Origin of the sequence: Stutzerimonas tarimensis (genome assembly GCF_042648805.1) — a bacterium.
Taxonomy (GTDB): Bacteria; Pseudomonadota; Gammaproteobacteria; order Pseudomonadales; family Pseudomonadaceae; genus Azomonas; species Azomonas tarimensis.
The window spans coordinates 123,489-147,461 of the sequence record NZ_JBHRXZ010000003.1; the positions used below are offsets into that span (position 1 = coordinate 123,489).

Consider the following 23,973-nt stretch of genomic DNA (forward strand, 5'->3'; position numbering starts at 1 on the left):
CACCAGTGTGGAAGGCTCATGTTCGAAAACCTTACCGACCGTCTCTCCCAGACCCTTCGCCATGTCACCGGCAAGGCCAAGCTGAGCGAGGACAATATCAAGGACACCTTGCGCGAGGTGCGCATGGCGCTGCTGGAGGCGGATGTCGCGCTGCCGGTGGTCAAGGACTTCGTCAGCAAGGTGAAGGAGCGGGCGGTGGGCACGGAAGTGTCCAAGAGCCTGACGCCCGGACAGGCCTTCGTGAAGATCGTCCGCGCCGAGCTCGAGGAGCTGATGGGGGCTGCCAACGAGGACCTGGCCCTCAATGCGGCGCCACCGGCGGTGGTCTTGATGGCTGGCCTGCAAGGTGCGGGCAAGACCACCACGGTCGGCAAGCTCGCGCGCTTTCTGAAAGAGCGCAAGAAGAAGTCCGTGCTGGTGGTTTCTGCCGACGTCTATCGCCCGGCGGCCATCAAGCAGCTGGAGACACTCGCTGGCGAGGTGGGGGTTACCTTCTTCCCGTCCGACATCAGTCAGAAGCCTGTGGATATCGCCCAGGCGGCGATTCGCGAGGCAAAGCTCAAGTTCATCGATGTGGTGCTCGTCGACACCGCGGGACGGTTGCATGTCGACGCCGAGATGATGGATGAGATCAAGGCCGTCCACGCCGCGATCAAGCCCGTTGAGACGCTGTTCGTGGTCGATGCCATGACCGGCCAGGACGCCGCCAACACCGCCAAGGCATTCAACGACGCCTTGCCGCTGACCGGCGTCGTGCTCACCAAGGTGGACGGCGACGCGCGTGGCGGTGCGGCGCTTTCGGTGCGGCACATCACCGGCAAACCGATCAAGTTCATCGGCATGGGCGAGCGCAGCGATGCGCTCGATCCCTTCCACCCGGATCGGGTCGCCTCGCGCATTCTAGGCATGGGCGACGTGCTCAGTCTCATCGAGCAGGCCGAGCACACCCTTGATCGCGAGAAGGCCGAGAAGCTCACCCGCAAGCTGAAGAAGGGCAAGGGCTTCGACCTCGAGGATTTCCGCGACCAGATTCGCCAGATGAAGAGCATGGGTGGCTTCGGCAGCCTGATGGAGAAGTTGCCCACCATGGGCGGCATGAACCTCTCGCAGATGGGCGGCATGCAGGGGGCGGCGGAAAAGCAGTTCGGCCAGATGGAGGCGATCATCGATTCGATGACCCCCGCCGAGCGTCGCAACCCCGACATCATCAGTGGCTCGCGCAAGCGACGCATCGCCCTGGGCTCCGGCACCCAGGTGCAGGACGTCGGTCGCCTGATCAAGCAGCACAAGCAGATGCAGAAGATGATGAAGAAGGTCACCGGCAAGGGCGGGATGGCCAAGATGATGCGCGGCATGGGCGGCATGTTCCCCGGCGGGATGCCGAAGCTCTGAAGGGCCGGCAGGGGCGCTGGGGGCGAAGGCTGAACGGTTTTCGTCCAGCGCTCAGCCTTCGGCCGCTGCTGTCGGCTTCGCTTAAATTCCCGTTTGCAAACTGTCCGATAATCTTTAGAATGTGCGGCCTTTCGGCCTACTGGCCCGAATCCCGTTTTGCAGCACCGACTACAGGAACGATGTTCACATGGTAACCATTCGTCTCGCCCGTGGCGGCTCCAAGAAGCGCCCTTTCTATCACCTGACCGTCACCGACAGCCGCAATGCCCGCGACGGTCGCTTCGTTGAGCGTATCGGCTTCTTCAACCCGATCGCCCGCGGTGGTGAAGTGCGCCTCTCGGTCGACCAGGATCGCGCCAGCTACTGGCTGAGCCAGGGCGCCCAGCCGTCCGAGCGCGTAGCTACTCTGCTGAAGGAAGCCGGCAAGACCGCCGTTGCAGCCTGAAGCACATGATCACGACGCCTGCTCCGGCCGATAACCTTCTGGTGCTCGGCAAGATCGTATCGGTGCATGGCATTCGCGGAGAGGTGAAGATCTATTCTTTCACCGATCCGATTGACAACCTGCTGAATTACCGTCGCTGGACGCTCAAGCGAGGTGACGAGATCCGTCAGGCTGAAATGCTCCGGGGGCGGGCGCAGGGCAATGTCCTGGTGGCCAAGCTCCGTGGGCTGGATGATCGTGAAGAGGCGCGTACCTTCGCCGACTTCGAGATCTGCGTGCCGCGGCACGAACTGCCCGAACTGGGCAGGGATGAGTATTACTGGCATCAGCTGGTCGGCCTCAGGGTGATCGATCAGCAGGGTCGGTTGCTCGGCAAGATCGATCATCTGCTGGAAACCGGCGCCAACGATGTCATGGCGGTCAAGCCCTGCCCGGGCAGCCTTGATGATCGGGAGCGCTTGCTGCCCTACATCGATCAGTGCGTGCTGTCGGTGGACCTGGAGTCAGGTGAGATGCGTGTCGACTGGGACGCGGACTTCTGAGCCGGTTGCGATGCGTATAGAGGTCATCACCCTGTTTCCCGGCATGTTCGCTGCGATCAGCGAGCATGGGATCACCAGCCGGGCGGTCAAGCAGAACCTGCTTCAGGTCAACTGCCTGAACCCCCGGACCTGGACCGAGGATCGTCACCAGACGGTGGATGATCGACCCTTCGGAGGCGGCCCCGGCATGGTGATGAAGATCAAGCCGCTTGAAGGCGCACTCGCTGCAGCCCGACAGGCGGCGGGTGATGAGGCGAAGGTGATCTACCTTTCGCCCCAGGGGCGGCCGCTGAACCAGCAGGGCGTGCGAGAGCTGGCGAAGGAAGCGGCGTTGATCCTGATCGCCGGGCGTTATGAAGGCATCGACGAGCGTTTCATCGAAACGCATGTGGATGAAGAGTGGTCGATTGGCGATTACGTGCTGTCTGGCGGCGAATTGCCGGCCATGGTGTTGATCGATGCGGTGACCCGTCTGCTTCCCGGAGCCTTGGGTCATGCCGATTCAGCCGAGGAGGACTCGTTCAGCGATGGCCTGCTCGACTGCCCGCACTACACCCGACCCGAGGTGTATGAGGGAAAACGTGTTCCGGATGTGCTGCTTAGCGGCAACCATGAACACATCCGGCGCTGGCGTCTCATGCAGTCCCTTGGAAGGACCTGGGAACGCCGCGCTGATCTTCTGGATAGCCGCTCGCTTTCTGGAGAAGAGAAGAAGCTGCTGGAGGAATACATCCGCCAGCGGGACGATAGACAAGGTATCGATGGCACGTCCGACTGACCTGCCTTAGGAGCATAGAGAAATGACCAACAAGATTATTCAGCAGATCGAAGCCGAGCAGATGACCAAGGAAATTCCGGTCTTCGCTCCCGGCGACACCGTAGTCGTACAGGTAAAGGTCAAGGAAGGCGAGCGTTCGCGTCTGCAGGCCTTCGAAGGCGTGGTCATTGGCAAGCGTAACCGTGGTCTGAACAGCGCCTTCACCGTGCGCAAGATTTCCAGCGGTGTAGGTGTCGAGCGTACCTTCCAGACCTACAGCCCGCTGGTCGACAGCGTGGCCGTCAAGCGTCGTGGTGACGTACGCAAGGCCAAGCTGTACTACCTCCGCGCGCTGTCCGGCAAGGCTGCACGCATCAAGGAAAAGCTGTCCTGATCGGACCGCTTCACTGGGAAAGCAGCCTTCGGGCTGCTTTTTTTCGTTTAAAGGGAACAGGTTCCCGCTTCCCGTTGGATGGCTTTGCATGACCGCTCTCGACGATCCTTCCATCGATCGCTTCCTCGATGCGCTCTGGCTGGAAAAGGGTTTATCGAACAACACGCGGCAGTCGTATGCCGGCGACCTCGCGCTGTTCAATGGCTGGTTGCACGAGCGGGGCGTGGTGTTGCATCGAGCGGGACGGGAGGTGATTCTCGATTATCTGGCCTGGCGCCTTAACGGCGGCTACAAGGCTCGCTCCACGGCGCGCTTTCTGTCGGCCCTGCGCGGCTACTATCGCTATCTGCTGCGACAGGGGGAGATAATCGAGGATCCAACCCTTCGCATCGAGCAACCGCAGCTGGGTCGGCCCTTGCCGAAGTCGCTCTCCGAGGCCGATGTCGAGGCGCTGCTCCAGGCGCCTGATCTCGACACGCCGCTCGGGCTGCGTGACCGCGCCATGCTGGAAGTCCTCTATGCATGCGGGCTGCGGGTGACCGAGTTGGTCAGCCTGACAACGGATCAGTTGAGCTTGCGTCAGGGCGTGCTTCGGGTGTTCGGCAAGGGCAGCAAGGAGCGTCTGGTTCCGTTGGGGGAGGAGGCGATGCACTGGCTGCAGCGGTACCTTGCCGAAGCTCGCGGGGTTCTGCTCGGCGGGCGCATCAGCGAAGTACTGTTCCCCAGTCAGCGGGGCGCGCAGATGACGCGGCAGACCTTCTGGCACCGGATCAAATTGCATGCGCAAGTGGCCGGGATCAGCAAGCCGCTGTCGCCGCATACGCTGCGTCATGCCTTTGCCACTCATCTGCTCAACCACGGCGCCGATCTGCGTACCGTGCAAATGCTGCTGGGGCACAGTGACCTGTCAACGACCCAGATTTACACCCACATCGCCCGAGCGCGCTTGCAGGAGCTGCACGCGCGTCACCATCCACGAGGCTGATCCCGGGCGGCGCAGCCGGTCGGTGCGATGTGAGCTGTGCCACAGCGCACACGGCTTGTGCCGTGCCGGATATGGTAGGCTTGCGCCTCTTACCGAACGCTGCTCCACAGGAGTCACCATGCGTGTATTTTCGCTGTTCGCTGGCGTGGCGCTGAGCCTGGCCAGTGGTTTTCTGGCCGCTGCCGATCCTGATCAGGCCATTCGCGAAACCCTGCAACAACTCCAGCCGGGCCTGCCGATCGAAGCCATCGCCGAAAGTGCCATGCCCGGACTCTATCAGGTCCAGCTACAGGGCGGACGCCAGCTGTACGCCAGCGAAGACGGCCAGTTCCTGATGCAGGGCTATCTGTTCCAGATCCGTGATGGCCAGGCGGTGAACCTTACCGAGCAGGCGGAAAGCCGCTCCATTGCACAGCAAATGGCGGCGATTCCGACCGAGCAGATGGTGATCTTCCAGGCGAAGGAGCCCAAGACCCACATCACGGTGTTCACCGATGCTGACTGCGGTTATTGCCAGAAGCTGCACAGTGAAGTGCCGGAGCTCAATCGCCGGGGAGTCGAAGTGCGATATGTGGCCTTCCCGCGGCAGGGCACCGGATCGCCAGGCCACAAGACCCTCGTTGATGTGTGGTGTGCCAAGGACCCGCTTGATGCAATGAACAAGGCGAAGGCGCGGCAGTCGCTGCCGAGCGTCAGCTGTGACAACCCCGTGGACGAGCAGTACCGGCTAGGGCAACTGATCGGCGTGCAAGGGACCCCCGCCATCGTACTGGAGAATGGCCAGATGATTCCCGGATACCAGCCGGCTCCGCAGCTGGCCAAGCTCGCCATCGAGGCGGCCGTCGGTCGCGCGGACGTCGCCAACGTCGACGCCAGGTAAACACCGCGCCAGCTTCCAGCTCAAATGAAAGAGGTTCGCCTTTCATCTGCTGGAGATTGCCATGAGGCTCGAAGGATCCTGTCACTGCAAGGCTGTGCGATTTTCGCTGGAATCCGCTCAGCCTTTTCCCTTCATGCGCTGCTATTGCTCGATCTGTCGGAAAACGGCTGGCTCCGGTGGCTATGCCATCAATCTGGCCGGTGACAATCGCTCCTTGATGATCGATGGTCGGGAGAATATCAGCGTATACCAGGCGCAGCTGGACGATGGCACCATCAGTTCCGGTCAGCGCAACTTCTGCAAATTCTGCGGTACGGCCCTGTGGCTGTGGGACCCGAACTGGCCAGACCTGATCCATCCGCATGCCTCGGCCATCGACAGTGAGCTGCCCGTGCCGCCCGAGCATGTGCACATGCTGCTCGATTCCAAGGCCAGCTGGGTGGAGATCGATGCCCGACCCCGCGACAAGCAGTTCCAGGGATACCCTGACGAGTCGCTGGCGCAATGGCACGAGCGGCTGGGGCTGACGCGCTAGCCTGCACCCCGTCACGCCAATTGACTTAACCTCGGTCGCTTCGTAATGTGCGGCTCTTTTCTGCGCCCGTTTTGCGGGCGCTTTCGCTGTGATGATGGGGAGTCGAGCGTGAAACCGGTAAAAGTGGGGATCTGTGGCTTGGGGACCGTCGGCGGCGGCACCTTCAATGTACTCAAGCGCAACGCCGAGGAGATCGCCCGCCGTGCCGGGCGTGGCATCGAAGTGGCGCAGATCGCCGCGCGCTCGTCCAATCCGCAATGCGACGCCACCGGTACCCCCATTACCGACGATGTCTTTGCGGTGGCCGACAACCCGGAAATCGATATCGTCATCGAGCTGATCGGCGGCTATACCGTCGCACGCGAGCTGGTCATGCGCGCCATCGACAACGGCAAGCATGTGGTCACCGCCAACAAGGCGCTGATCGCCGTGCATGGAAACGAGATCTTCGCCCGCGCCAGCGAGAAGGGCGTGATCGTCGCCTTCGAGGCCTCGGTCGCCGGCGGCATTCCGATCATCAAGGCGCTCCGCGAGGGCCTGGCCGGCAACCGCATCAACTGGCTGGCCGGCATCATCAACGGGACCGGCAACTTCATCCTCACCGAGATGCGTGAGAAGGGCCGTGCCTTCGAGGACGTGCTGGCCGAAGCTCAGGCACTGGGCTACGCCGAAGCCGACCCGACCTTCGACGTCGAGGGCATCGATGCCGCGCACAAGCTGACCATCCTGGCGTCCATCGCCTTCGGCATCCCGCTGCAGTTCGACAAGGCCTACACCGAGGGCATCACCAGGCTGACCACCGCCGACGTGGGCTATGCCGAAGCCCTGGGTTATCGCATCAAGCACCTGGGTGTGGCGCGCAGTACGGCCGTCGGCATCGAGCTGCGTGTCCATCCGACCCTGATCCCGGCCGACCGTCTGATCGCCAACGTCAATGGCGTGATGAACGCGGTGATGGTCAACGGCGACGCCGTTGGCAGCACGCTTTATTACGGCGCCGGCGCCGGCATGGAACCGACCGCCTCGGCAGTGGTGGCCGACCTGGTGGATGTGACCCGCGCGCTGACCACCGACCCGACCAACCGCGTGCCGCACCTGGCCTTCCAGGCCGAGCAGCTGTCCGACCATCCAGTGCTACCGATCGGCGAGTGCGAAAGCGCCTACTATCTGCGCATCCAGGCCAAGGACCACCCGGGCGTGCTGGCGCAGCTGGCGTCCATCCTTTCCGAGCGCGGCATCAACATCGAGTCGATCATGCAGAAGGAAGCCGAGGAGCACGACGGCCTGGTGCCGGTGATCCTGCTGACCCACCGCGTGAAAGAGCAGCGCATCGACGACGCCATCGCCGCGTTCGAGGCGCTGGATGATGTGGTGGGCAGCGTCGTGCGGATCCGCGTCGAACAATTGAACTGACAGTCGCAAGCCGCACGAAGCTGCTTGAGGCTTGCAGCTTGCCGCTTGCAGCTCAAAACGAAGGTTTTCATATGCGCTACATCAGCACCCGTGGCCAGGCTCCGGCCCTGAATTTCGAAGATGTCCTGCTGGCCGGTCTGGCCACCGATGGCGGGCTCTACGTTCCCGAGAACCTGCCGCGCTTCACCATGGAAGAAATCGCCTCCTGGGCCGGTCTGCCGTACCATGAACTGGCCTTCCGGGTGATGCGCCCGTTCGTGACCGGCAGCATTCCCGACGCCGACTTCAAGAAGATCCTCGAAGAGACCTACTCCACCGGTCCCGACGGCGTGTTTGCCCACAATGCCGTGGCGCCGCTGCGCCAGTTGAACGGCAACGAGTGGGTGCTGGAGCTTTTCCACGGTCCGACCCTGGCGTTCAAGGATTTTGCCCTGCAGCTGCTTGGCCGCCTGCTCGACCATGTGCTGGCAAAGCGCGGCGAGCGCGTGGTAATCATGGGTGCCACCTCCGGCGACACCGGCTCGGCCGCCATCGAAGGCTGCCGCCGCTGTGACAATGTGGACATCTTCATCCTGCACCCGCACGAGCGAGTGTCGGACGTGCAGCGCCGGCAGATGACCAGCATTCTCGGCGAGAACATCCACAACATCGCCATCGAAGGCAACTTCGACGACTGCCAGGAAATGGTCAAGGCCAGCTTCGCCGACCAGGCTTTTCTCAAGGGCACCCGGCTGGTAGCGGTCAACTCGATCAACTGGGCGCGGATCATGGCCCAGATCGTCTACTACTTCCATGCCGCGCTGCAGCTCGGTGGCCCGGCCCGTTCGGTGGCCTTCTCGGTGCCGACCGGCAACTTCGGCGACATCTTCGCCGGCTACCTGGCGCGCAACATGGGCCTGCCGATCAGCCAACTGATCGTCGCCACCAACCGCAACGACATCCTGCACCGCTTCATGAGCGGCAACCGCTACGACAAGGACACCCTGCATCACTCACTGTCGCCGTCCATGGACATCATGGTGTCGTCGAACTTCGAACGCTTGCTGTTCGACCTGCACGGGCGCAACGGGTTGGCGGTTGCGGAGCTGATGAACAGCTTCAAGGCCACCGGCAAGCTGTCGGTCGAAGAGGATCGCTGGATCGAAGCGCGTCGGCTGTTCGACTCGCTGGCGGTGGATGACGAAGAGACCTGCCGGACCATCGCCGAGGTGTTCAAGAACACCACCGAGGTACTGGACCCGCACACCGCCATCGGCGTGCGCGCCGCCCGGGAATGCCGCCGCAGCCTGGACACCCCCATGGTGATCCTCGGTACCGCCCATCCGGTCAAATTCCCCGAGGCGGTGGAAAAAGCCGGTATCGGCAAGTTACTGGAACTGCCCAAGCATCTGTTCGACCTGCACGAGCGGGAAGAGCGCAGCACCGTACTGCCCAATGACATCAAGGCAGTGCAGGGCTTCGTCAGCAGCCATGGCAATCGCGGCAAGCCGCTCTGACGGAATAAAAGGCGGGAAGGGCGCTAAAGGCTGGAGCTTTCGTGCTCGGAGCGTTGGATTACGCTTCGCTAATCCAACCTACGTTGGTGATGTTCCGGTTCTGCCTGAAGCGCTGCAGCCTTTCGTAGGTCGGGTTAGCCGCAGGCGTAACCCGACGCTTCGGTGCGCAGGAGCGTTGGATTACGCTTTGCTAATCCAACCTACGTTGGCGATTCTTTACCCTTCGAACTCTTCCCAACCGCCCATTTCCTTCCACCGGTTGACGATGCCGCAGAACAGCTCGGCGGTCTTTTCGGTATCGTAGCGGGCAGAGTGGGCTTCGCGGCCGTCGAAGTCGATTCCCGCTGCCTGGCAGGCCTTGGCCAGTACGGTCTGGCCGTAGGCGAGGCCGGCGAGCGTGGCGGTGTCGAAACTGGAAAAGGGGTGAAAGGGGTTTCGCTTGATCGCGCAGCGATTGATCGCGGCATTGAGAAAACCGAGGTCGAAAGCGCTGTTGTGGCCTACGAGAATGGCGCGTTTGCAGCCGGCGGATTTCACCGCCTTGCGCACACCCCGCAGAATGTCGGTCAGCGCGTCCAGCTCGGCTACTGCCTGGCGCAAGGGATGGTCCAGCTTGATGCCGGTGAACTCGAGCGCAGCGGACTCGATGTTGGCTCCGGCAAAGGGCTCGACGCGATAGAAGTAGGTGTGGTCAGGATAGACCAGCCCCTGCTCGTCCATGCCGATGGTGGTGGCGGCGATTTCCAGCAGTGCGTCAGTGGCGCAATTGAAGCCGCCACACTCGACGTCCACCACCACCGGGAGGTAGCCGCGAAAGCGACGAGCCATGGGCGTACGGGCCGAACCGGGCAGGTTGTGCTCAAGCTCGTCTTCGAATTCGCTACCGCTCATGCACGATTCTCCAGCCGCCAGCGCAGTGTCTCGCCCGCGCGCAGCGGAACCACTTGGCGATCACCGAACGGCAGCTGCGCGGGCACTGTCCAGTCTTCGCGCACCAGGGTGACCTGTTCGGTGTTGCGGGCCAATCCGTAGAAGTCCGGACCAAAGTGACTGGCGAAGGCTTCCAGGCGGTGCAGTGCATCGCGCTGTTCGAAAGCCTCGGCATAGAGTTCGAGAGCCGCGAAGGCGGTGTAGCAGCCGGCACAGCCGCAAGCGGCCTCCTTGGCCTGTTGTGCATGGGGGGCCGAGTCGGTGCCGAGGAAGAATTTCGCGTTGCCGCTGGTGGCCGCATCCAGCAGTGCTTCCTGGTGAGTATTGCGCTTGAGGATCGGCAGACAATAGAAGTGCGGACGAATCCCGCCGACCAGCATGTGGTTGCGGTTGTAGAGCAGATGCTGTGCGGTGATGGTCGCGCCGACGTTTGTGCCTGTCTCTTCGACGAACTGCACGGCGTCGCGCGTGGTGATGTGCTCGAACACCACCTTGAGCGTCGGGAATCGCTGGACCACCCGCGATAGGTGCTCGTCGATGAATGCCTTTTCACGATCGAATACGTCGATCTCCGCGCGGGTCACCTCGCCGTGCACCAGCAGCGGCAGCCCGACTTCCGCCATGGTCTCCAGCACGCTGAAGATGTTGTCGATGCGAGTCACGCCCGAGTCGGAGTTGGTGGTGGCTCCGGCCGGGTAGAGTTTTGCCGCGTAGACGATGCCGGACGCCTGGGCCGCGCGCACGTCTTCGGGGCGAGTGCTGTCGGTCAGGTAGAGCACCATCAGCGGATCGAAGCGGCCGCCGGCGGGCAAGGCGCCGAGGATGCGCTCGCGGTAGCTGGCGGCCTCGTCAGCATTGCGAACAGGCGGGACCAGGTTAGGCATGACGATCGCCCTGGCGAACTGGCGCGCGGCGTCGGCAACCGTATGGCGCAGCGAGGCACCGTCACGCAAGTGGATGTGCCAGTCGTCTGGGCGCAACAGGGTAAGGCGATCGGTCATGCGGGTGTTCCAGGGCATCTTCGGATGATGGCCGGAATGCTACCGGAAAACGGGCTGTCTGGGGGCAGCTGCCGGCGTGCGGCATTGGCAAGCTCAAGTTTCCAGATCAGCCACCGATACTTTCCTTGAACAACCGTGTCGGAGGGCCTGTGCGCCTGCCTCTGCTTGTCCTTGCCAGCCTGCTTGCCGCGCCGACGGCTTGCGCTCTCACGTTTCAGACGCGTCTGGAGCGGGTCGAGTGGCAGGTGCAAGGTGACCGTTTCGAGTGCCGGCTGGCCCAGCCTGTGACGGGGCTGGGGACGGGGGAGTTCGTTCGTCGGGCCGGCGAAGAAGCAGTGTTCCGCCTGCGCTCGCAGGAGCGCTGGTTTGGCGACGGCTCTGCAACCTTGCTTGCCGCGGCTGCGCCCTGGCAGCCCAATCGCAGTGACATCGCCCTGGGTCAGGTAAGGATTCGCGCGGGTGAGGTGGTGTTCGACAGCAGCCCCTATCAGGCCGGGCGCCTGCTCAGCGGCCTGCTCGAAGGCCGTAGCCCGGTGGTCCGTCATCGTACCAGGCACGGCAGCGAGCCCCTGGAGGTGCGGTTGTTGCCAGCGCGCTTCGCCTCTGCCTACGAAGAGTATCTGGCCTGCTCCTCCAGGCTGCTGCCAGTGAACTTCGATCAGATCCGTCAGACACAGCTGCCATTTTCCACGGCTGGTGCCGACCTGGATGACGCCGCCAAGGCTCGGCTCGACCTGGTTCTGCAGTTCCTGGCGGCCGACCCCAGCGTCAACCGCATTTACCTCGATGGCCATTCCGACAACAGTGGCGACCGACTGACCAACCGAGAGCTGTCCCGCCGCCGCGCGCTGGCCGTACGCGATTACCTGATGGCCAACGGCATCGACGAATCCAGCATCACGGTGCGCTTTCACGGCGAGCGCTATCCGCTCGTCGCCAATAGCAGCCCTGCCAACCGCGCGAAAAACCGGCGTGTGACACTGCAACTCGAGCGCGAGGTGGTGGCCAGCGCGACTGAAGAGCAGCGCCCGCTTCCGGCCGGTGCACGGGCTCTGTAAAAGAACACGCGTGACCAGTAGAATCTCCGCTTTCCGTTACAACCCCCCGGGAGTGGATGGCTCATGGCCGATGTAAAGAAGGTAGTCCTGGCATATTCCGGTGGCCTGGACACCTCGGTGATCCTCAAGTGGCTGCAAGACACCTACAACTGCGAGGTGGTGACCTTTACCGCTGACCTGGGTCAGGGCGAAGAGGTCGAGCCGGCCCGCGCCAAGGCCCAGGCCATGGGCGTGAAAGAGATCTACATCGACGACCTCCGCGAAGAGTTCGTGCGCGACTTCGTGTTCCCGATGTTCCGCGCCAACACCGTCTACGAAGGCGAATACCTGCTGGGCACTTCCATCGCCCGTCCGCTGATCGCCAAGCGCCTGATCGAGATCGCCAACGAGACCGGCGCCGACGCCATCTCCCACGGCGCGACCGGCAAGGGTAACGACCAGGTACGTTTCGAGCTGGGCGCTTATGCGCTCAAGCCCGGCGTCAAGGTGATCGCTCCCTGGCGCGAGTGGGATCTGCTGTCCCGCGAGAAACTGATGGACTACGCCGAAAAGCACGCCATCCCGATCGAGCGTCACGGCAAGAAGAAGTCCCCGTACTCCATGGACGCCAACCTGCTGCACATCTCCTACGAAGGCGGCGTGCTGGAAGACACCTGGACCGAGCACGAAGAGGATATGTGGCGTTGGACCAGGTCCCCGGAAGCCGCACCCGACACCCCCACCTACATCGAGCTGACCTACCGCGCCGGTGACATCGTCGCCATCGACGGCAAGGACATGACTCCGGCCCAGGTGCTGACCGAGCTGAACCGCATCGGCGGCGAGAACGGCATCGGCCGTCTGGACATCGTCGAGAACCGCTACGTCGGCATGAAGTCCCGGGGCTGCTACGAAACCCCCGGCGGCACCATCATGCTCAAGGGCCACCGCGCCATCGAGTCCATCACCCTGGACCGCGAAGTCGCCCACCTGAAGGACGAGCTGATGCCCAAATACGCCAGCCTGATCTACAACGGCTACTGGTGGAGCCCGGAGCGTCTGATGCTGCAGCAGATGATCGACGCTTCCCAGGCGAGCGTGAACGGCGTGGTGCGCCTGAAGCTCTACAAGGGCAATGTCATCGTCACCGGCCGCAAGTCGGACGATTCCCTGTTCGACGCCAATATCGCCACCTTCGAAGACGATGCCGGTGCCTATGATCAGGCCGACGCCGGCGGCTTCATCAAGCTCAATGCGCTGCGCATGCGCATTGCGGCGGGCAAGGGGCGCAGCCCGCTGTAATGCAAGACGGTTGTGTCGCTTGAACCAAGCCCTGGCGTCTGCCGGGGCTTCTTTTTTGCGCTACTTACGGGGCAGCCTTCGTTTACGGTAATCCGGACCGGCGATGATTTCATCTGGCCTGGTGAGGGCAAACAAGGCGTTGTTCCTGGAGGTTAGAGCCGTTTCGGCTGAAACAGGACGAAGTGAAGAGCGAGGCGGGAGTGGCCTGCCGGCTTTTCCAGGCTTACTACCACTCGTCATGTGGAAGGATCGCTCGGCGAGTTTCAGCGTCAATGTAGGGGAGCGCTACAAAGATTTTTGTAGCCATTTGTAAATTATCTGGAGATCTTCGATGACTCAGAATAGCAATCCCGGAAACTTTGCCAACGACCGTGAGAAAGCCTCTGAAGCAGGCAAGAAGGGCGGCCATAACAGCGGTGGAAACTTCGCCAATGATCGCGAGAAGGCCTCTGAAGCAGGCAAGAAGGGCGGTCAGAACAGCCACGGTAGCAATAGCTGACAAAGAATTTCGCTGGGTTAATACCTGGTGAGATGTTTTACCTGCTCGTTCGATGTTCGCCCCGGGGGTTAATCCCGGGGCTTTTTTTGGTTCACCGCACTTTCCCGCAACGCCGCTTCGATTTCGGGCCGAAACAGGCGTTTCCCTGTAGACGTAGCCCATCCGCTTAATGACCTCACTTCCTTGTTCAGAGGCCGCCACGCCATTTAATTCGCCGCCCTACCTGATGATCATCCTGTCGGCGTGGTGGGCAGAAAGGCCGCACCGTCGGCCGAGCCGGACTTCAGGTTGCGTTCCTGCTGCGCCCCGGCCGGACCTCGGAAAATGAACGCATTGCCAGAGAGTGACGGACTTTGGCCTTTTTGCCTGGTCTCAGGGACAATTGGCGGCCTAACCGCAATCGACTGGGAGAGATAGATGCGCTTGCTACACACCATGCTGCGTGTCGGCGACCTGGACAGGTCACTGACCTTTTACACCGAGGTGCTTGGCATGACGCTGCTGCGCCGAAAGGATTACCCGGAAGGCAAGTTCACCCTGGCATTTGTCGGCTACGGCAATGAGGCAGAGAACTCGGTGATCGAGCTGACCCACAATTGGGATACGTCCCAATATGACTTGGGCAACGGCTACGGCCATATCGCGCTGGAGGTCGAGGATGTCTACAAGGCCTGTGAAGACATCAGGGCACGCGGCGGCAAGATCGTCCGGGAGCCGGGGCCGATGATGCACGGCACCAGCATCCTGGCGTTTGTCGAGGATCCGGACGGTTATCGGATCGAATTGCTGTCGCCCCAGCGCAAGGACTGAAGTGCAGGCGGTTACGCCGCCGCGGAAACGCTGAACGCCCCGATCAGGTCGGGGCGTTCTTGTCTGCGGGATCGCTTAGAGGTCGAAGTCGAAATCGGCCAACTGCTTCTGCAGGCGGCGCTCTTCCAGCAGGTTGTCGATGATCCGCCGCTTGGTCAGGTTTGTCTTGGCCGCTTCAACGGGTGCCTCGGCGGCCTCGCCGTCTTCCTCAGCGACGAAATCTTCTTCGATATCGATATCTTCTTTGTCGGACACTCGGTGTTCTCCTAGCAACCAGGGCGCTATTTGGCGACCTTATAACCACATTTCCGAGGCCGGTAAAAAAGATTTTTTCAATGGGAAGGGCAGGGTTCCAGCGTTCGGCTCAATCGTCGGATGTCTTGTGCTTGTACTCGCACAGATCCTCGATCCGGCAGCTACCACACAGGGGTTTGCGCGCCTTGCAGACGTAGCGTCCATGCAGGATCAGCCAGTGGTGGGCGTCGAGCAGATACTGCCGCGGGACGAACTTCACCAGCTTGCGCTCGACCTCCAGGACGTTCCTGCCCGGGGCGATCCGGGTGCGGTTACTGACGCGGAAAATGTGGGTATCGACAGCCATGGCGTACTGGCGGAACACGGTGTTGAGCACCACGTTCGCCGTCTTGCGGCCGACGCCGGGCAGCGCTTCGAGCGCTTCGCGGTCTTCGGGCACCTGGCCCTGGTGACGCTCGATCAGCAGTCGGCAGGTTTCAATGACATTCTTCGCCTTGCTGGGGTACAGGCCGATGGTCTTGATGTACTCGCAAAGCCCGTCCAGCCCCAGCGCCAGGATCGCTTCCGGCGTGTTGGCCACCGGAAACAGCTTGGCGGTCGCCTTGTTCACGCCGACATCGGTGGCCTGGGCGGAGAGGATCACGGCGATCAACAGTTCGAACGGCGAGCTGTAGGCCAGCTCGGTGGTCGGGTTGGGGTTGTCCTCGTGGAAGCGACGGAAGATTTCACGGCGTTTGGCGGCGTTCATGGTTTTCCAGCGACAAGCCTCAAGCGACAAGCTTCGAGTAAAAAGCGAACAGTTGCGAGCCGATATCCGCGTTGCACACCGGGTAGCTTGCAGCGCTCAATCTACCGCCCCGGTTGTCCTGACCCGACGGCTGGTGACCGGAGCTGCAGGCTGGGCGTGGACTTTGCGAGCGGCCAGCTGCTGGTCGATGCGGTTTTTCAGCGCGATGATCAGGCCGAGGACGATAAAGGCGCCCGGTGGCAGGATGGCGAGCAGGAAACCCTTGTAGTCCTGAACAAAGGTGATCTGCCAGTCACGGGCAATCTCGCCGAAGAGTAGATGCATGTTGGCGAACAGGGCGCCAGTGCCCAGCACCTCGCGGGCACCGCCCAGCAGCACCAGCACGAAGGCGAAGCCGACGCCCATGACCAGGCCGTCATAGGTCGCGATGACCGGGTTGTGCTTGGCGGCGAAGCCGTCAGCCCGGCCGAGGATCACGCAGTTGGTGGTAATCAGCGGAATGAAGATGCCGAGAATCTGGAACAGTTCATAAGTGTATGCCTGCATCAGCAGCTCGATGCAGGTGGTCAGGGCGGCAATGATCATCACGAAGGCGGGCAACCGGACGGCCGTGTTGACCACCCCCCGGACCAGCGACACGGCCAGGTTTGAGCAGACCAGCACCATGATGGTCGCGATTCCCAGGCCCAGGGCGTTGACTGCCGAATTGCTGACTCCAAGGAGGGGGCAGAGGCCGAGCAGTTGGACCAGTGCGGGATTGTTCTTCCAGAGACCGTTGATGCTCAGTTCGGCGTAGCTCGGATTGCTCACGGCTGGGTGTCCCCTTCGGTCGTCTGCAACTGATCGCGGGTCGCGGCTTCACCGGCGCGCGAATGAGTGGTGGCAGGCCCGGCTTCGACATCGTCGGCCAGGGCGTCCGGCGGAGCTTCCCCGGTCGCCTCCGGGTTCAGCAGGGCGCTGCGGTTGAGCTGGAAATAATGCAGGGCGCGCTGCACGGCGTTGATCACCGCGCGCGGGGTGACGGTGGCGCCAGCAAACTGGTCGAAATCGCCGCCCTCCTTTTTCACGGTCCAGCGCTCGGGTGGCGGGTTGCCCAGCGAGCGCCCATTGAAGCCCAGGATCCAGTCGCTCTTGGCCAGTTCGATCTTGTCGCCGAGGCCCGGGGTTTCCCGGTGCTGCAGGGTGCGCACGCCAGCCAAGCTGCCATCGGCATTGATCCCGACCAGCAGCCGTATGGCACCGCTGTAGCCGTCCGGTGCGGTGGCCTGAAGAATGATCGCGGTCGGCTCGCCCTGGCGCAAGGCCAGGTAGGCTGGCAGGGCGGTGCGATTGCCAAGCAGAGAATCCTGCAGCACCAGGCTGTTCGCCAGCAGGTCGTTGTCGTAGCTGCCTTCGGGCAAGATCTCGCCGAGGGCGCGTACCTGTGCGGCGCGTTCGGAAGCCTGGATCCGGCTGGCGGTGCCCTGCTGCAGCAGGGTCACGCCGCCCACGGTGACTACAGCAAACAGGCCGAGCACCAGAGCGTTGCGGTACATCGAACGGAGGATCACGGGCTCAGTCCCCCATCTTCATGCCGCGCCCGGCCTTGTCGTGGCCGTAGGTGCGCGGACGCGTGTAGTAATCGATGGTCGGCGCCGCGAGGTTCATCAGCAAGACGGCGAAGGCCACGCCATCGGGGAAACCGCCCCAGGCGCGGATGATGTACACCAGCACTCCGACGCCAGCGCCGAACACCAGTCGACCGAGCTGGCTGGTGGCGCTGCTGACCGGGTCGGTGACGATGAAGAAGGCGCCGAGCATGGTGGCGCCGGAGAGCAGATGGAACAGTGGCGAACCGTTCGAGTTGGAGCCCGAGCCGTTCCAGAACAGAAAGCTCATGATCGCCAGGGCACCCAGCATGCCGACGGGGGCATGCCAGGTGAAGAGCCGTTTGTGCAGCAGAAACAGGCCCCCGGCGAGAAACGCCAGGTTGACCACTTCGGAGCCAATGCCACCAAAATGGCCGAATGCCGGATGGCGCCAGAGTTCCTCTACGGTAAGACTGTTGTTCAGCTTCATCACGTCCAACGCAGTCGCCTGCGCCCAGGCATCCGGAAGATTACCGATACCCAGGATCTGCCGGAGGCCGTCCATCACCCCCACCGCATGCGGCGCTGGCCAGCTGGTCATTTCCACAGGAAAGGAAATCAGTACCACGACGTAGCCGATCATTGCCGGATTGAAGGGGTTCTGTCCGAGTCCGCCATACAGCTGCTTGCCAAAGGCGATGGCAAAGCTGACCGCCACCAGGGTCAGCCACCAGGGTGAGTAAGGCGGCAAGGCCAGCGCCAGCAGCATCGCGGTGACCAGGGCGCTGCCGTCGGTGACGAAAAAGGTCACCGGGCGCTGGCGCAAGCGCAGCATCAGGGCTTCGACCGAGAGTGCCACCAGGCTGGCCCAGCACAGGTTGATCAGGGTGCCAGCGCCATACTGCCAGGTCAGGGCAGCCAGGCCGGGCAGCGCGGCGCCCATGACCAGCAGCATGACCCGCTGGGTGCGGTTGCTGCCCGTGGCGTGGGGCGAGGTGATACGAGGCAGGGCCATCATGGCTCTCCGGTTGCCAGCCCTGGGGCTGGCGTGGGATTGAGGTTCTGCCGTTAACCGGCGTTATCGGTCTGGTAGGCCTGGAGCTGGCGTTCGGCTTCGGCCAGGCGCCGGCGGGCTTCGTCCAGCTGGGCTTCGCTCGCGGTCTCGTCGCGCTCGAGCTTGCGCAGGTCGGCACGGGCGAAAGCCACTTCGGTCTTCAGTGCTCGCCGTCGCTCGTCCACCGGCTGCTTTTCCACCCGTACCCGCTCCGGTACCGGCTTGCCACTCTCGGCTTCGGCCGCATGCAGCGCCTGCTCGGCCATGGCCAGCGCTTCACGCAGGGGGGCCAGCTCGGCCTCCTCGGCACCCGCCTTCTCGGCCTTTTTCAGCTCGGCGCGCCTTGTCGCCAGTTCGATCTTGGCTGCCTTTAGTGCGTCGCTGAGTGCCGGTTTGGCCGGTGCATCGGGCGTCGCCGGTCGGGCCTGCTCGAGTGCCGACAGCTGGGCGCGCCATTGGGTCAGTTCGGCCACCTGCTCGGGGTCGGGATTATCGATTTTCTCGGCCTTGCGGATCTGCGCACGAAGCATGGCGGCTTCGATCTTGGCCTTTTTCGCCGCCTCGCTGTCGACCGCCGAGGTCGGGGCCTGGCTGGCTGCTGCGCCCGCCTCGAGCGTTGCCAGTTGGGTCCGCAGGGCTTCGAGTTCAGTCGCATCCGGCGCTTCGGCCTTTTCCAGCTTGCGAATCTGGGCGCGAAGCATGGCGGCTTCGATCTTGGCTTTCTTGGCCGAATCCTCGACTGCCGGCTTGACCGACGGTGCCGCAGCAGGGGCTGCGGCTTCCAGCGCCTGCTGCGCGGCCGCGGCGGCATTGCGCAGTTCGGCTACCTGGGCTTCGAGTTCAGGGGTCTCGTGTGCGGCCAGCTGCTTTTCGGCCTTCTTCAGGGCCACCTGGGCCATGCTGGCTTCGATCTTCAGACGCTTCAGCCCATCGTCCTGGGTAACCTTCGCTTCGCTGGCTGCCGCCGCCGGGGAGACGTCAGCCTGGGCCGCCTTGGCTCGCGCGGCGCGCTCGGCACGTGCCTTGCGTTCGGCCTCCTTGAGCTCTTCGGCCCGACGCAGGCGTTCCTGCCGCTGTTCGAAGCGCTGCTTGGAGTAGTCGGCTTTGACTGCCTTCTGCTCCATCTCGCGGATCTCAGCCTTGGCCACCCGGTAATACTGCACCAGCGGGATGGTCGACGGGCAGACGTAGGCGCAGGCACCACATTCGATGCAGTCGAACAGGTTATGCGCCTTGATCTGCTCGAAATCTTTGCCGAGGGCAAAGAAGTGCAACTGCTGGGGCAGCAGCCGGGCAGGACAGACGTCCTCGCAGGCGCCACAACGGATGCAAGGCATGGCCGGCGGCGGCGCAGGCAGCTCCTCGGCGGTAGGGGCCAGCAGGCAGTTGGCCGTCTTGATCAGCGGCACTTCCAGGGCGGGCAGGGTGAAGCCCATCATCGGCCCGCCCATGATCAGCCGGTCGATTCGCTCCGGACGAAGACCGGCATAAGCCAGCAACTCGCTGACCGGCGTGCCGAACAACGCTTCGACGTTCATCGGGCGTTCCAGCGCCTCCCCGGTCAGGGTAGTGATACGCGAGATCAGCGGCTTTCCAAGCACCACGGCGTCATGTACGGCGGCGCAGGTCCCGACGTTCTGGCAGAGCACGCCGACGTCCGCCGGCAGCTTGCCGCTGGGCACTTCGACCCCGGTGAGGATCTGGATCAGCTGCTTTTCCCCTCCGGACGGGTACTTGGTGGGAAATACCCGCACGCTGTAAGGGCGATCACCGATGGCGTCGCGCAGGGCCTGGGCAGCCTCGGGCTTGTTGTCCTCGAGGCCGATATAGATCCGCTCCGGCGTCAGCAGGTGAACGAACACCTCGATTCCCGAGACCACCGCGGCGGCGCGTTCGCGCATCAACCTGTCGTCGGCGGTGATATAGGGCTCGCATTCGGTGCCATTGATGATCAGGGTATCGATGTGGTGGCGCGACTGCGTGGCGAGTTTCACCGCCGTGGGAAAGCCGGCGCCGCCAAGGCCGTTGAGGCCGCCCTCGCGAATCAGCGCGACCAGTTCTTCGGGTTCCATCTCCCGGTAGTCCGGGCGCGGGGTCAGCTCGATCCACTCGTCGCGGCCGTCGCTGTCGATCACGATGGCCGGCGCGAGCATGCCCGAAGGGTGCGGAAACGGCTGCGGGCCGATGAAACTCACCGTGCCGGACGTGGGTGCGTGCAGTGGCGCGCTGATGACGCTGGTGGCGTCGGCGATCTTCTGACCCTTGAGCACCCGGTCGCCCACCGCGACGCAAGGGCGGGCCGGCGAGCCGATGTGCTGGCTAAGCGGCAGGGTGAGCCTGGCCGGCAGGGGCGGATGTTCGATCGGTGTCCCGTTGGACAGTTCCTTGCGTTCGGCCGGATGGATGCCGCCGTGGATGTCCCAGATCTTTTCCGCACTCATGCCGGCTGCCCCCGATCAGTGGCGATCAACTGCCCAGGTGCCACCGGACGCTCCCACTTCCAGGCCTGCAGGCTTCCCCCCACCGGACGCATCTCGATGCAGTCGACCGGGCAGGGCTCGACGCACAGGTCGCAGCCGGTGCATTCGGACACTATGACGGTATGCATCTGCTTGGCCGCACCAAGAATGGCATCCACCGGACAGGCCTGCAGGCACTTGGTACAGCCAATGCATTCCTCTTCACGGATGAAGGCGACCATCTGCGGCTTTTCACCGCCCTCGGCATCCAGCGGTTCGGCTTCGACCTGCAGCAGGTCGGCCAGCGCCTGGATGGTCGCCTCGCCACCCGGTGGGCATTTGTTGATCTTGTCACCATTGGCGATGGCTTCGGCGTAGGGCTTGCAGCCCGGGTAGCCGCACTGGCCGCACTGGGTCTGCGGAAGCAGGGCGTTGATCTGCTCGGCGATGGGATCGCCTTCGACCTTGAAGCGAATGGCAGCGAAACCGAGGATGGCACCACACACCAGGCACAGGGCGAGCAGGGCCAGCACGGCAATGATGACTGGGCTCATAGCTTGACCAACCCGGTGAAGCCCATGAACGCCAGCGACATCAGGCCGGCGGTGATCATGCCGATGGCTGCGCCCTGGAAGGCCCTGGGAACATCGGCGATGGCGATGCGCTCACGCATGGCGGCAAAGAACACCAGCACCATGGAGAAGCCCAGGCCCGCAGCGAAGCCATTGAGCGTGGCGCTGAGAAAATTGAACTCCGCCTTGTTGGCGTTCAAGAGGGCCACCCCAAGGACGATGCAGTTGGTGGTGATCAGCGGCAGGAAGATCCCCAGTACCCGGTAGAGCAGCGGGCTGGTCTTGTTGACCACCATCTCGGTGAACTGCACGACCACGGCGATGACCAGGATAAAGCTGATGGTGCGCAGGAATTCCAGATCCAACGGCCTGAGCACGTACTGCTGCAGCAGGTAACTGCACATCGCCGCGAGCGTGAGCACGAAGGTAGTGGCCAGCGACAGGCCGATGGCCGTCTCGATTTTTTTCGAAACGCCCATGAAGGGGCAAAGTCCGAGAAACTGCACCAAAACGAAATTGTTGACCAGGATGGCGCTAACCATGATCAAGGCGAGTTCGGTCATTGGGTTACCGTCGCGGCGGAAAGGGCCGGGAAAAAGCCAAGTATTATCAGGGACGCGCGCGGGTGGGGCAATAAGACAGGTGAGCGCAGGGTGCCGCCGCGATGCCCGGATGATGCAGCCCATGTCGGTCATTTGCCACTGGGCGAGGCGCGCCCTTGGCAAGACGCGGGCTGCGGCTTGCACCAGAGCCTGGATTCATGCGCCAGGCTACTGGCTTGCAGCAACGGCTCGGCGTCTACCGTTTGGCTGTCCCGGCGCCTGCAGGCGGGCGCCGGGACAGCCGATCATCATTTTACCCGCTGACCCGGCCTGGCGCCCTGGTCGGGGCTGAGCAGGAAGATTTCCTCCCCGCCCGGGCCGGCGGCCAGCACCATGCCTTCGGAAATGCCGAACTTCATCTTGCGCGGGGCCAGGTTGGCCACGTACAGGGTCAGGCGACCTTCGAGCTTGCTTGGGTCCGGGTAGGCGCTCTTGATGCCGGAGAACACGTTGCGCTTGGCGTCGCCGATATCCAGCGACAGGCGCAAGAGCTTGTCGGCGCCTTCGACGAACTCGGCTTTCTCGATCAGCGCAATGCGCAGATCCACCGCGGCGAAGGCGTCAAAGTTGATTTCTGCTGCCAGCGGCTCCTTGGTCAGTTCGCCGTTGCCGGCAGGGGCGGCAGCGCCGGTGGACTGGGCGGCAAGGTCTTCTTTGGAGGCTTCGGTCATGGCGTCGATTTTCGCAGGCTCGATACGGGTCATCAGGGGGGTGAAGGCGTTCAACCGGTGGTTGCCCAGCGGGGTGGCCAGATCCGCCCAGCGCAGCGCCGGGACGTTGAGGAAAGCTTCGGCGGCTTCGGCCAGTTTCGGCAGCACGGGTTTCAACATGATCACCAGCTGGCGGAACAGGTTGACGCCCAGCGCGCAGATGGCCTGCACCTCGTCCTGCTTGCCTTCGACCTTGTTCAGCGCCCAGGGCGCCTTGTCGGCGATCCAGGCGTTGGCGCGGTCGGCCAGGGCCATGATCTCGCGCATGGCACGGGAGAAGTCACGCGTTTCGTAGGCTTCGGCAACGGAAGGCGCGGCAGCCTGGAAAGCCGCCCACAGCTCCGGCTCGGGGTTGGTGTCCACCAGCAGCCCGCCGTTGCCCTTGTGAATGAAGCCGGCGCAGCGGCTGGCGATGTTCACCACCTTGCCGACCAGGTCCGAATTCACCTTCTGCACGAAGTCGTCGAGGTTCAGGTCGAGGTCATCCACGCCGCGGCCGAGCTTGCTTGCGTAGTAGTAGCGCAGGTACTCGGGGTTCAGGTGGTCGAGGTAGGTGCGCGCCTTGATGAAGGTGCCGCGCGACTTGGACATCTTCTGCCCGTTCACCGTCAGGTAGCCGTGCACGTTCACCGCGGTCGGCTTGCGAAAGCCCGAGCCTTCGAGCATCGCCGGCCAGAACAGGGTGTGGAAGTTGACGATGTCCTTGCCGATGAAGTGGTACAGCTCGGCGGTCGAATCCTTGCCCCAGACGGTGTCGAAGGAGAGATCCTCGCGGCGCGCGCAGAGGTTCTTGAAGCTCGCCATGTAGCCGATCGGCGCATCCAGCCAGACGTAGAAGTACTTGCCCGGCTCGCCCGGAATCTCGAAGCCGAAATACGGCGCGTCGCGGGAGATGTCCCACTCTTGCAGACCCGAATCCAGCCATTCGGCGATCTTGTTGGCCACCGCGTCCTGCAGCGCGCCGCTGCGGGTCCACTGCTTCAACATGGCCTCGAAGTCCGGCAGCTTGAAGAAGAAGTGCTTGGAATCCTTGAGCACCGGGGTAGCGCCGGAGATGGCCGACTTGGGGTTCTTCAGCTCGGTGGGCTCGTAGGTGGCGCCGCACTTTTCGCAGTTGTCGCCGTACTGGTCCTCGGCCGCGCACTTGGGGCAGGTGCCCTTGATGAAGCGGTCGGCGAGGAACATGCCCTTTTCGGGGTCAAAGTATTGGGTCACCGAGCGGGTGGCGATGTGCCCGGCGTCGCGCAGGCGAGTGTAGATCAGCTCGGCCAGCTCGCGGTTTTCGTCCGAGTGGGTGCTGTGGAAATTGTCGAAATCCACCAGGAAGGCAGCGAAGTCGGCGCTGTGCTCGGCTTTGACGTTGTCGATCAACTGCTCGGGGGTGATGCCTTCCTTCTCTGCGCGCAGCATGATCGCCGAACCATGCGCGTCGTCTGCGCAGACGTAGATGCACCGATTGCCGCGCAGCTTCTGGAAGCGCACCCAGATGTCGGTCTGGACGTATTCCAGCATGTGGCCAAGGTGGATCGAGCCGTTGGCGTAGGGCAGGGCGCTTGTGACGAGAATCTTGCGGGCTTCGGACATGGG

At 63.1% G+C, this 23,973-nt stretch carries 25 protein-coding genes; 14 read left to right on the forward strand and 11 right to left on the reverse strand.

Going from position 1 to position 23,973, the window contains the following annotated elements; translation table 11 throughout:
• Window positions 1-18: 18 nt before the first annotated feature.
• The 10 genes from ffh (at window position 19) to thrC (ending at window position 8,839) form a co-directional block, all read left to right on the forward strand.
• Window positions 19-1,392 carry a signal recognition particle protein gene (ffh, locus tag ACFOMF_RS02560; protein ID WP_386360896.1) on the forward strand — a complete coding sequence of 458 codons (1,374 nt, stop codon included), beginning with the start codon at window positions 19-21 and terminating at the stop codon, window positions 1,390-1,392.
• Window positions 1,393-1,579: 187 nt separating this feature from the next.
• Window positions 1,580-1,837 carry a 30S ribosomal protein S16 gene (gene rpsP, locus ACFOMF_RS02565; protein WP_386360898.1) on the forward strand — a complete coding sequence of 86 codons (258 nt, stop codon included), beginning with the start codon at window positions 1,580-1,582 and terminating at the stop codon, window positions 1,835-1,837.
• Window positions 1,838-1,842: 5 nt separating this feature from the next.
• Window positions 1,843-2,379 carry a ribosome maturation factor RimM gene (rimM, locus tag ACFOMF_RS02570; RefSeq protein ID WP_386360900.1) on the forward strand — a complete coding sequence of 179 codons (537 nt, stop codon included), beginning with the start codon at window positions 1,843-1,845 and terminating at the stop codon, window positions 2,377-2,379.
• Between the two features lie 10 nt (window positions 2,380-2,389).
• Entirely contained in the window at window positions 2,390-3,157 is a 768-nt protein-coding gene (gene trmD / locus ACFOMF_RS02575) for a tRNA (guanosine(37)-N1)-methyltransferase TrmD (RefSeq protein WP_386360902.1), read from the forward strand.
• Window positions 3,158-3,179: 22 nt separating this feature from the next.
• The gene (rplS, locus tag ACFOMF_RS02580) at window positions 3,180-3,530 is read left to right on the forward strand and encodes a 50S ribosomal protein L19 (RefSeq protein ID WP_386360903.1); all 351 of its coding nucleotides are present in this window, start codon (window positions 3,180-3,182) and stop codon (window positions 3,528-3,530) included.
• 88 nt (window positions 3,531-3,618) lie between these two features.
• The gene (gene xerD, locus ACFOMF_RS02585; protein ID WP_386360905.1) at window positions 3,619-4,515 is read left to right on the forward strand and encodes a site-specific tyrosine recombinase XerD; all 897 of its coding nucleotides are present in this window, start codon (window positions 3,619-3,621) and stop codon (window positions 4,513-4,515) included.
• Between the two features lie 118 nt (window positions 4,516-4,633).
• Complete coding sequence (locus ACFOMF_RS02590) at window positions 4,634-5,395, forward strand: disulfide isomerase DsbC N-terminal domain-containing protein (protein ID WP_386360907.1); 762 nt, start codon at window positions 4,634-4,636, stop codon at window positions 5,393-5,395.
• 61 nt (window positions 5,396-5,456) lie between these two features.
• Entirely contained in the window at window positions 5,457-5,930 is a 474-nt protein-coding gene (locus ACFOMF_RS02595; protein ID WP_386360909.1) for a GFA family protein, read from the forward strand.
• Window positions 5,931-6,038: 108 nt separating this feature from the next.
• On the forward strand, window positions 6,039-7,343 hold the full coding sequence (locus tag ACFOMF_RS02600; protein WP_386360911.1) for a homoserine dehydrogenase: 1,305 nt from the start codon (window positions 6,039-6,041) through the stop codon (window positions 7,341-7,343).
• Between the two features lie 71 nt (window positions 7,344-7,414).
• Window positions 7,415-8,839: a threonine synthase gene (gene thrC, locus ACFOMF_RS02605; RefSeq protein WP_386360913.1), complete on the forward strand. Its 1,425-nt coding sequence runs from the start codon at window positions 7,415-7,417 to the stop codon at window positions 8,837-8,839.
• 216 nt (window positions 8,840-9,055) lie between these two features.
• Here the strand turns inward: thrC and rnt are convergent, their stop codons facing one another.
• Together rnt and pyrC are read right to left on the reverse strand one after the other, a co-directional pair.
• Entirely contained in the window at window positions 9,056-9,730 is a 675-nt protein-coding gene (rnt, locus tag ACFOMF_RS02610; RefSeq protein ID WP_386360915.1) for a ribonuclease T, read from the reverse strand.
• On the reverse strand, window positions 9,727-10,770 hold the full coding sequence (gene pyrC / locus ACFOMF_RS02615; RefSeq protein ID WP_386360917.1) for a dihydroorotase: 1,044 nt from the start codon (window positions 10,768-10,770) through the stop codon (window positions 9,727-9,729). The genes rnt and pyrC overlap by 4 nt, the downstream gene beginning before the upstream one ends.
• 149 nt (window positions 10,771-10,919) lie before the next feature.
• On the opposite strand from pyrC, the gene ACFOMF_RS02620 reads away from it, so the two are divergent.
• From ACFOMF_RS02620 to gloA, 4 genes are all read left to right on the forward strand, one after another.
• Entirely contained in the window at window positions 10,920-11,828 is a 909-nt protein-coding gene (locus ACFOMF_RS02620; protein ID WP_386360919.1) for a flagellar protein MotY, read from the forward strand.
• Between the two features lie 63 nt (window positions 11,829-11,891).
• Window positions 11,892-13,109: an argininosuccinate synthase gene (locus tag ACFOMF_RS02625; RefSeq protein WP_386360921.1), complete on the forward strand. Its 1,218-nt coding sequence runs from the start codon at window positions 11,892-11,894 to the stop codon at window positions 13,107-13,109.
• A 331-nt stretch (window positions 13,110-13,440) separates the two neighbouring features.
• On the forward strand, window positions 13,441-13,608 hold the full coding sequence (locus ACFOMF_RS02630) for a con-10 family general stress protein (RefSeq protein WP_386360923.1): 168 nt from the start codon (window positions 13,441-13,443) through the stop codon (window positions 13,606-13,608).
• A 417-nt stretch (window positions 13,609-14,025) separates the two neighbouring features.
• Window positions 14,026-14,418 carry a lactoylglutathione lyase gene (gloA, locus tag ACFOMF_RS02635; RefSeq protein WP_386360925.1) on the forward strand — a complete coding sequence of 131 codons (393 nt, stop codon included), beginning with the start codon at window positions 14,026-14,028 and terminating at the stop codon, window positions 14,416-14,418.
• A 75-nt stretch (window positions 14,419-14,493) separates the two neighbouring features.
• On the opposite strand, the gene ACFOMF_RS02640 is transcribed toward gloA, so the two are convergent.
• The 9 genes from ACFOMF_RS02640 to metG all read right to left on the reverse strand — a co-directional run bounded on the left by ACFOMF_RS02640 (window position 14,494) and on the right by metG (window position 23,970).
• Window positions 14,494-14,673 carry a PA3496 family putative envelope integrity protein gene (locus ACFOMF_RS02640; RefSeq protein ID WP_386360927.1) on the reverse strand — a complete coding sequence of 60 codons (180 nt, stop codon included), beginning with the start codon at window positions 14,671-14,673 and terminating at the stop codon, window positions 14,494-14,496.
• Between the two features lie 109 nt (window positions 14,674-14,782).
• Window positions 14,783-15,421: an endonuclease III gene (gene nth, locus ACFOMF_RS02645; protein ID WP_386360929.1), complete on the reverse strand. Its 639-nt coding sequence runs from the start codon at window positions 15,419-15,421 to the stop codon at window positions 14,783-14,785.
• A 96-nt stretch (window positions 15,422-15,517) separates the two neighbouring features.
• Window positions 15,518-16,231, reverse strand: coding sequence for an electron transport complex subunit E (locus ACFOMF_RS02650; protein ID WP_386360930.1), 714 nt, complete (start codon window positions 16,229-16,231; stop codon window positions 15,518-15,520).
• Window positions 16,228-16,956: an electron transport complex subunit RsxG gene (gene rsxG / locus ACFOMF_RS02655; protein ID WP_386361016.1), complete on the reverse strand. Its 729-nt coding sequence runs from the start codon at window positions 16,954-16,956 to the stop codon at window positions 16,228-16,230. The genes ACFOMF_RS02650 and rsxG overlap by 4 nt, the downstream gene beginning before the upstream one ends.
• A 19-nt stretch (window positions 16,957-16,975) precedes the next feature.
• A complete protein-coding gene (locus ACFOMF_RS02660; RefSeq protein WP_386360932.1) occupies window positions 16,976-18,004 on the reverse strand; it encodes an RnfABCDGE type electron transport complex subunit D in 1,029 nt (342 codons plus the stop codon).
• A 53-nt stretch (window positions 18,005-18,057) separates the two neighbouring features.
• A complete protein-coding gene (rsxC, locus tag ACFOMF_RS02665; protein WP_386360933.1) occupies window positions 18,058-20,484 on the reverse strand; it encodes an electron transport complex subunit RsxC in 2,427 nt (808 codons plus the stop codon).
• Complete coding sequence (gene rsxB / locus ACFOMF_RS02670) at window positions 20,481-21,056, reverse strand: electron transport complex subunit RsxB (RefSeq protein WP_386360935.1); 576 nt, start codon at window positions 21,054-21,056, stop codon at window positions 20,481-20,483. Before rsxB ends, rsxC begins: the two co-directional genes overlap by 4 nt.
• Window positions 21,053-21,637 carry an electron transport complex subunit RsxA gene (rsxA, locus tag ACFOMF_RS02675; RefSeq protein ID WP_386360937.1) on the reverse strand — a complete coding sequence of 195 codons (585 nt, stop codon included), beginning with the start codon at window positions 21,635-21,637 and terminating at the stop codon, window positions 21,053-21,055. Before rsxA ends, rsxB begins: the two co-directional genes overlap by 4 nt.
• A gap of 287 nt (window positions 21,638-21,924) precedes the next feature.
• Complete coding sequence (gene metG / locus ACFOMF_RS02680; RefSeq protein ID WP_386360939.1) at window positions 21,925-23,970, reverse strand: methionine--tRNA ligase; 2,046 nt, start codon at window positions 23,968-23,970, stop codon at window positions 21,925-21,927.
• Window positions 23,971-23,973: the final 3 nt, after the last annotated feature.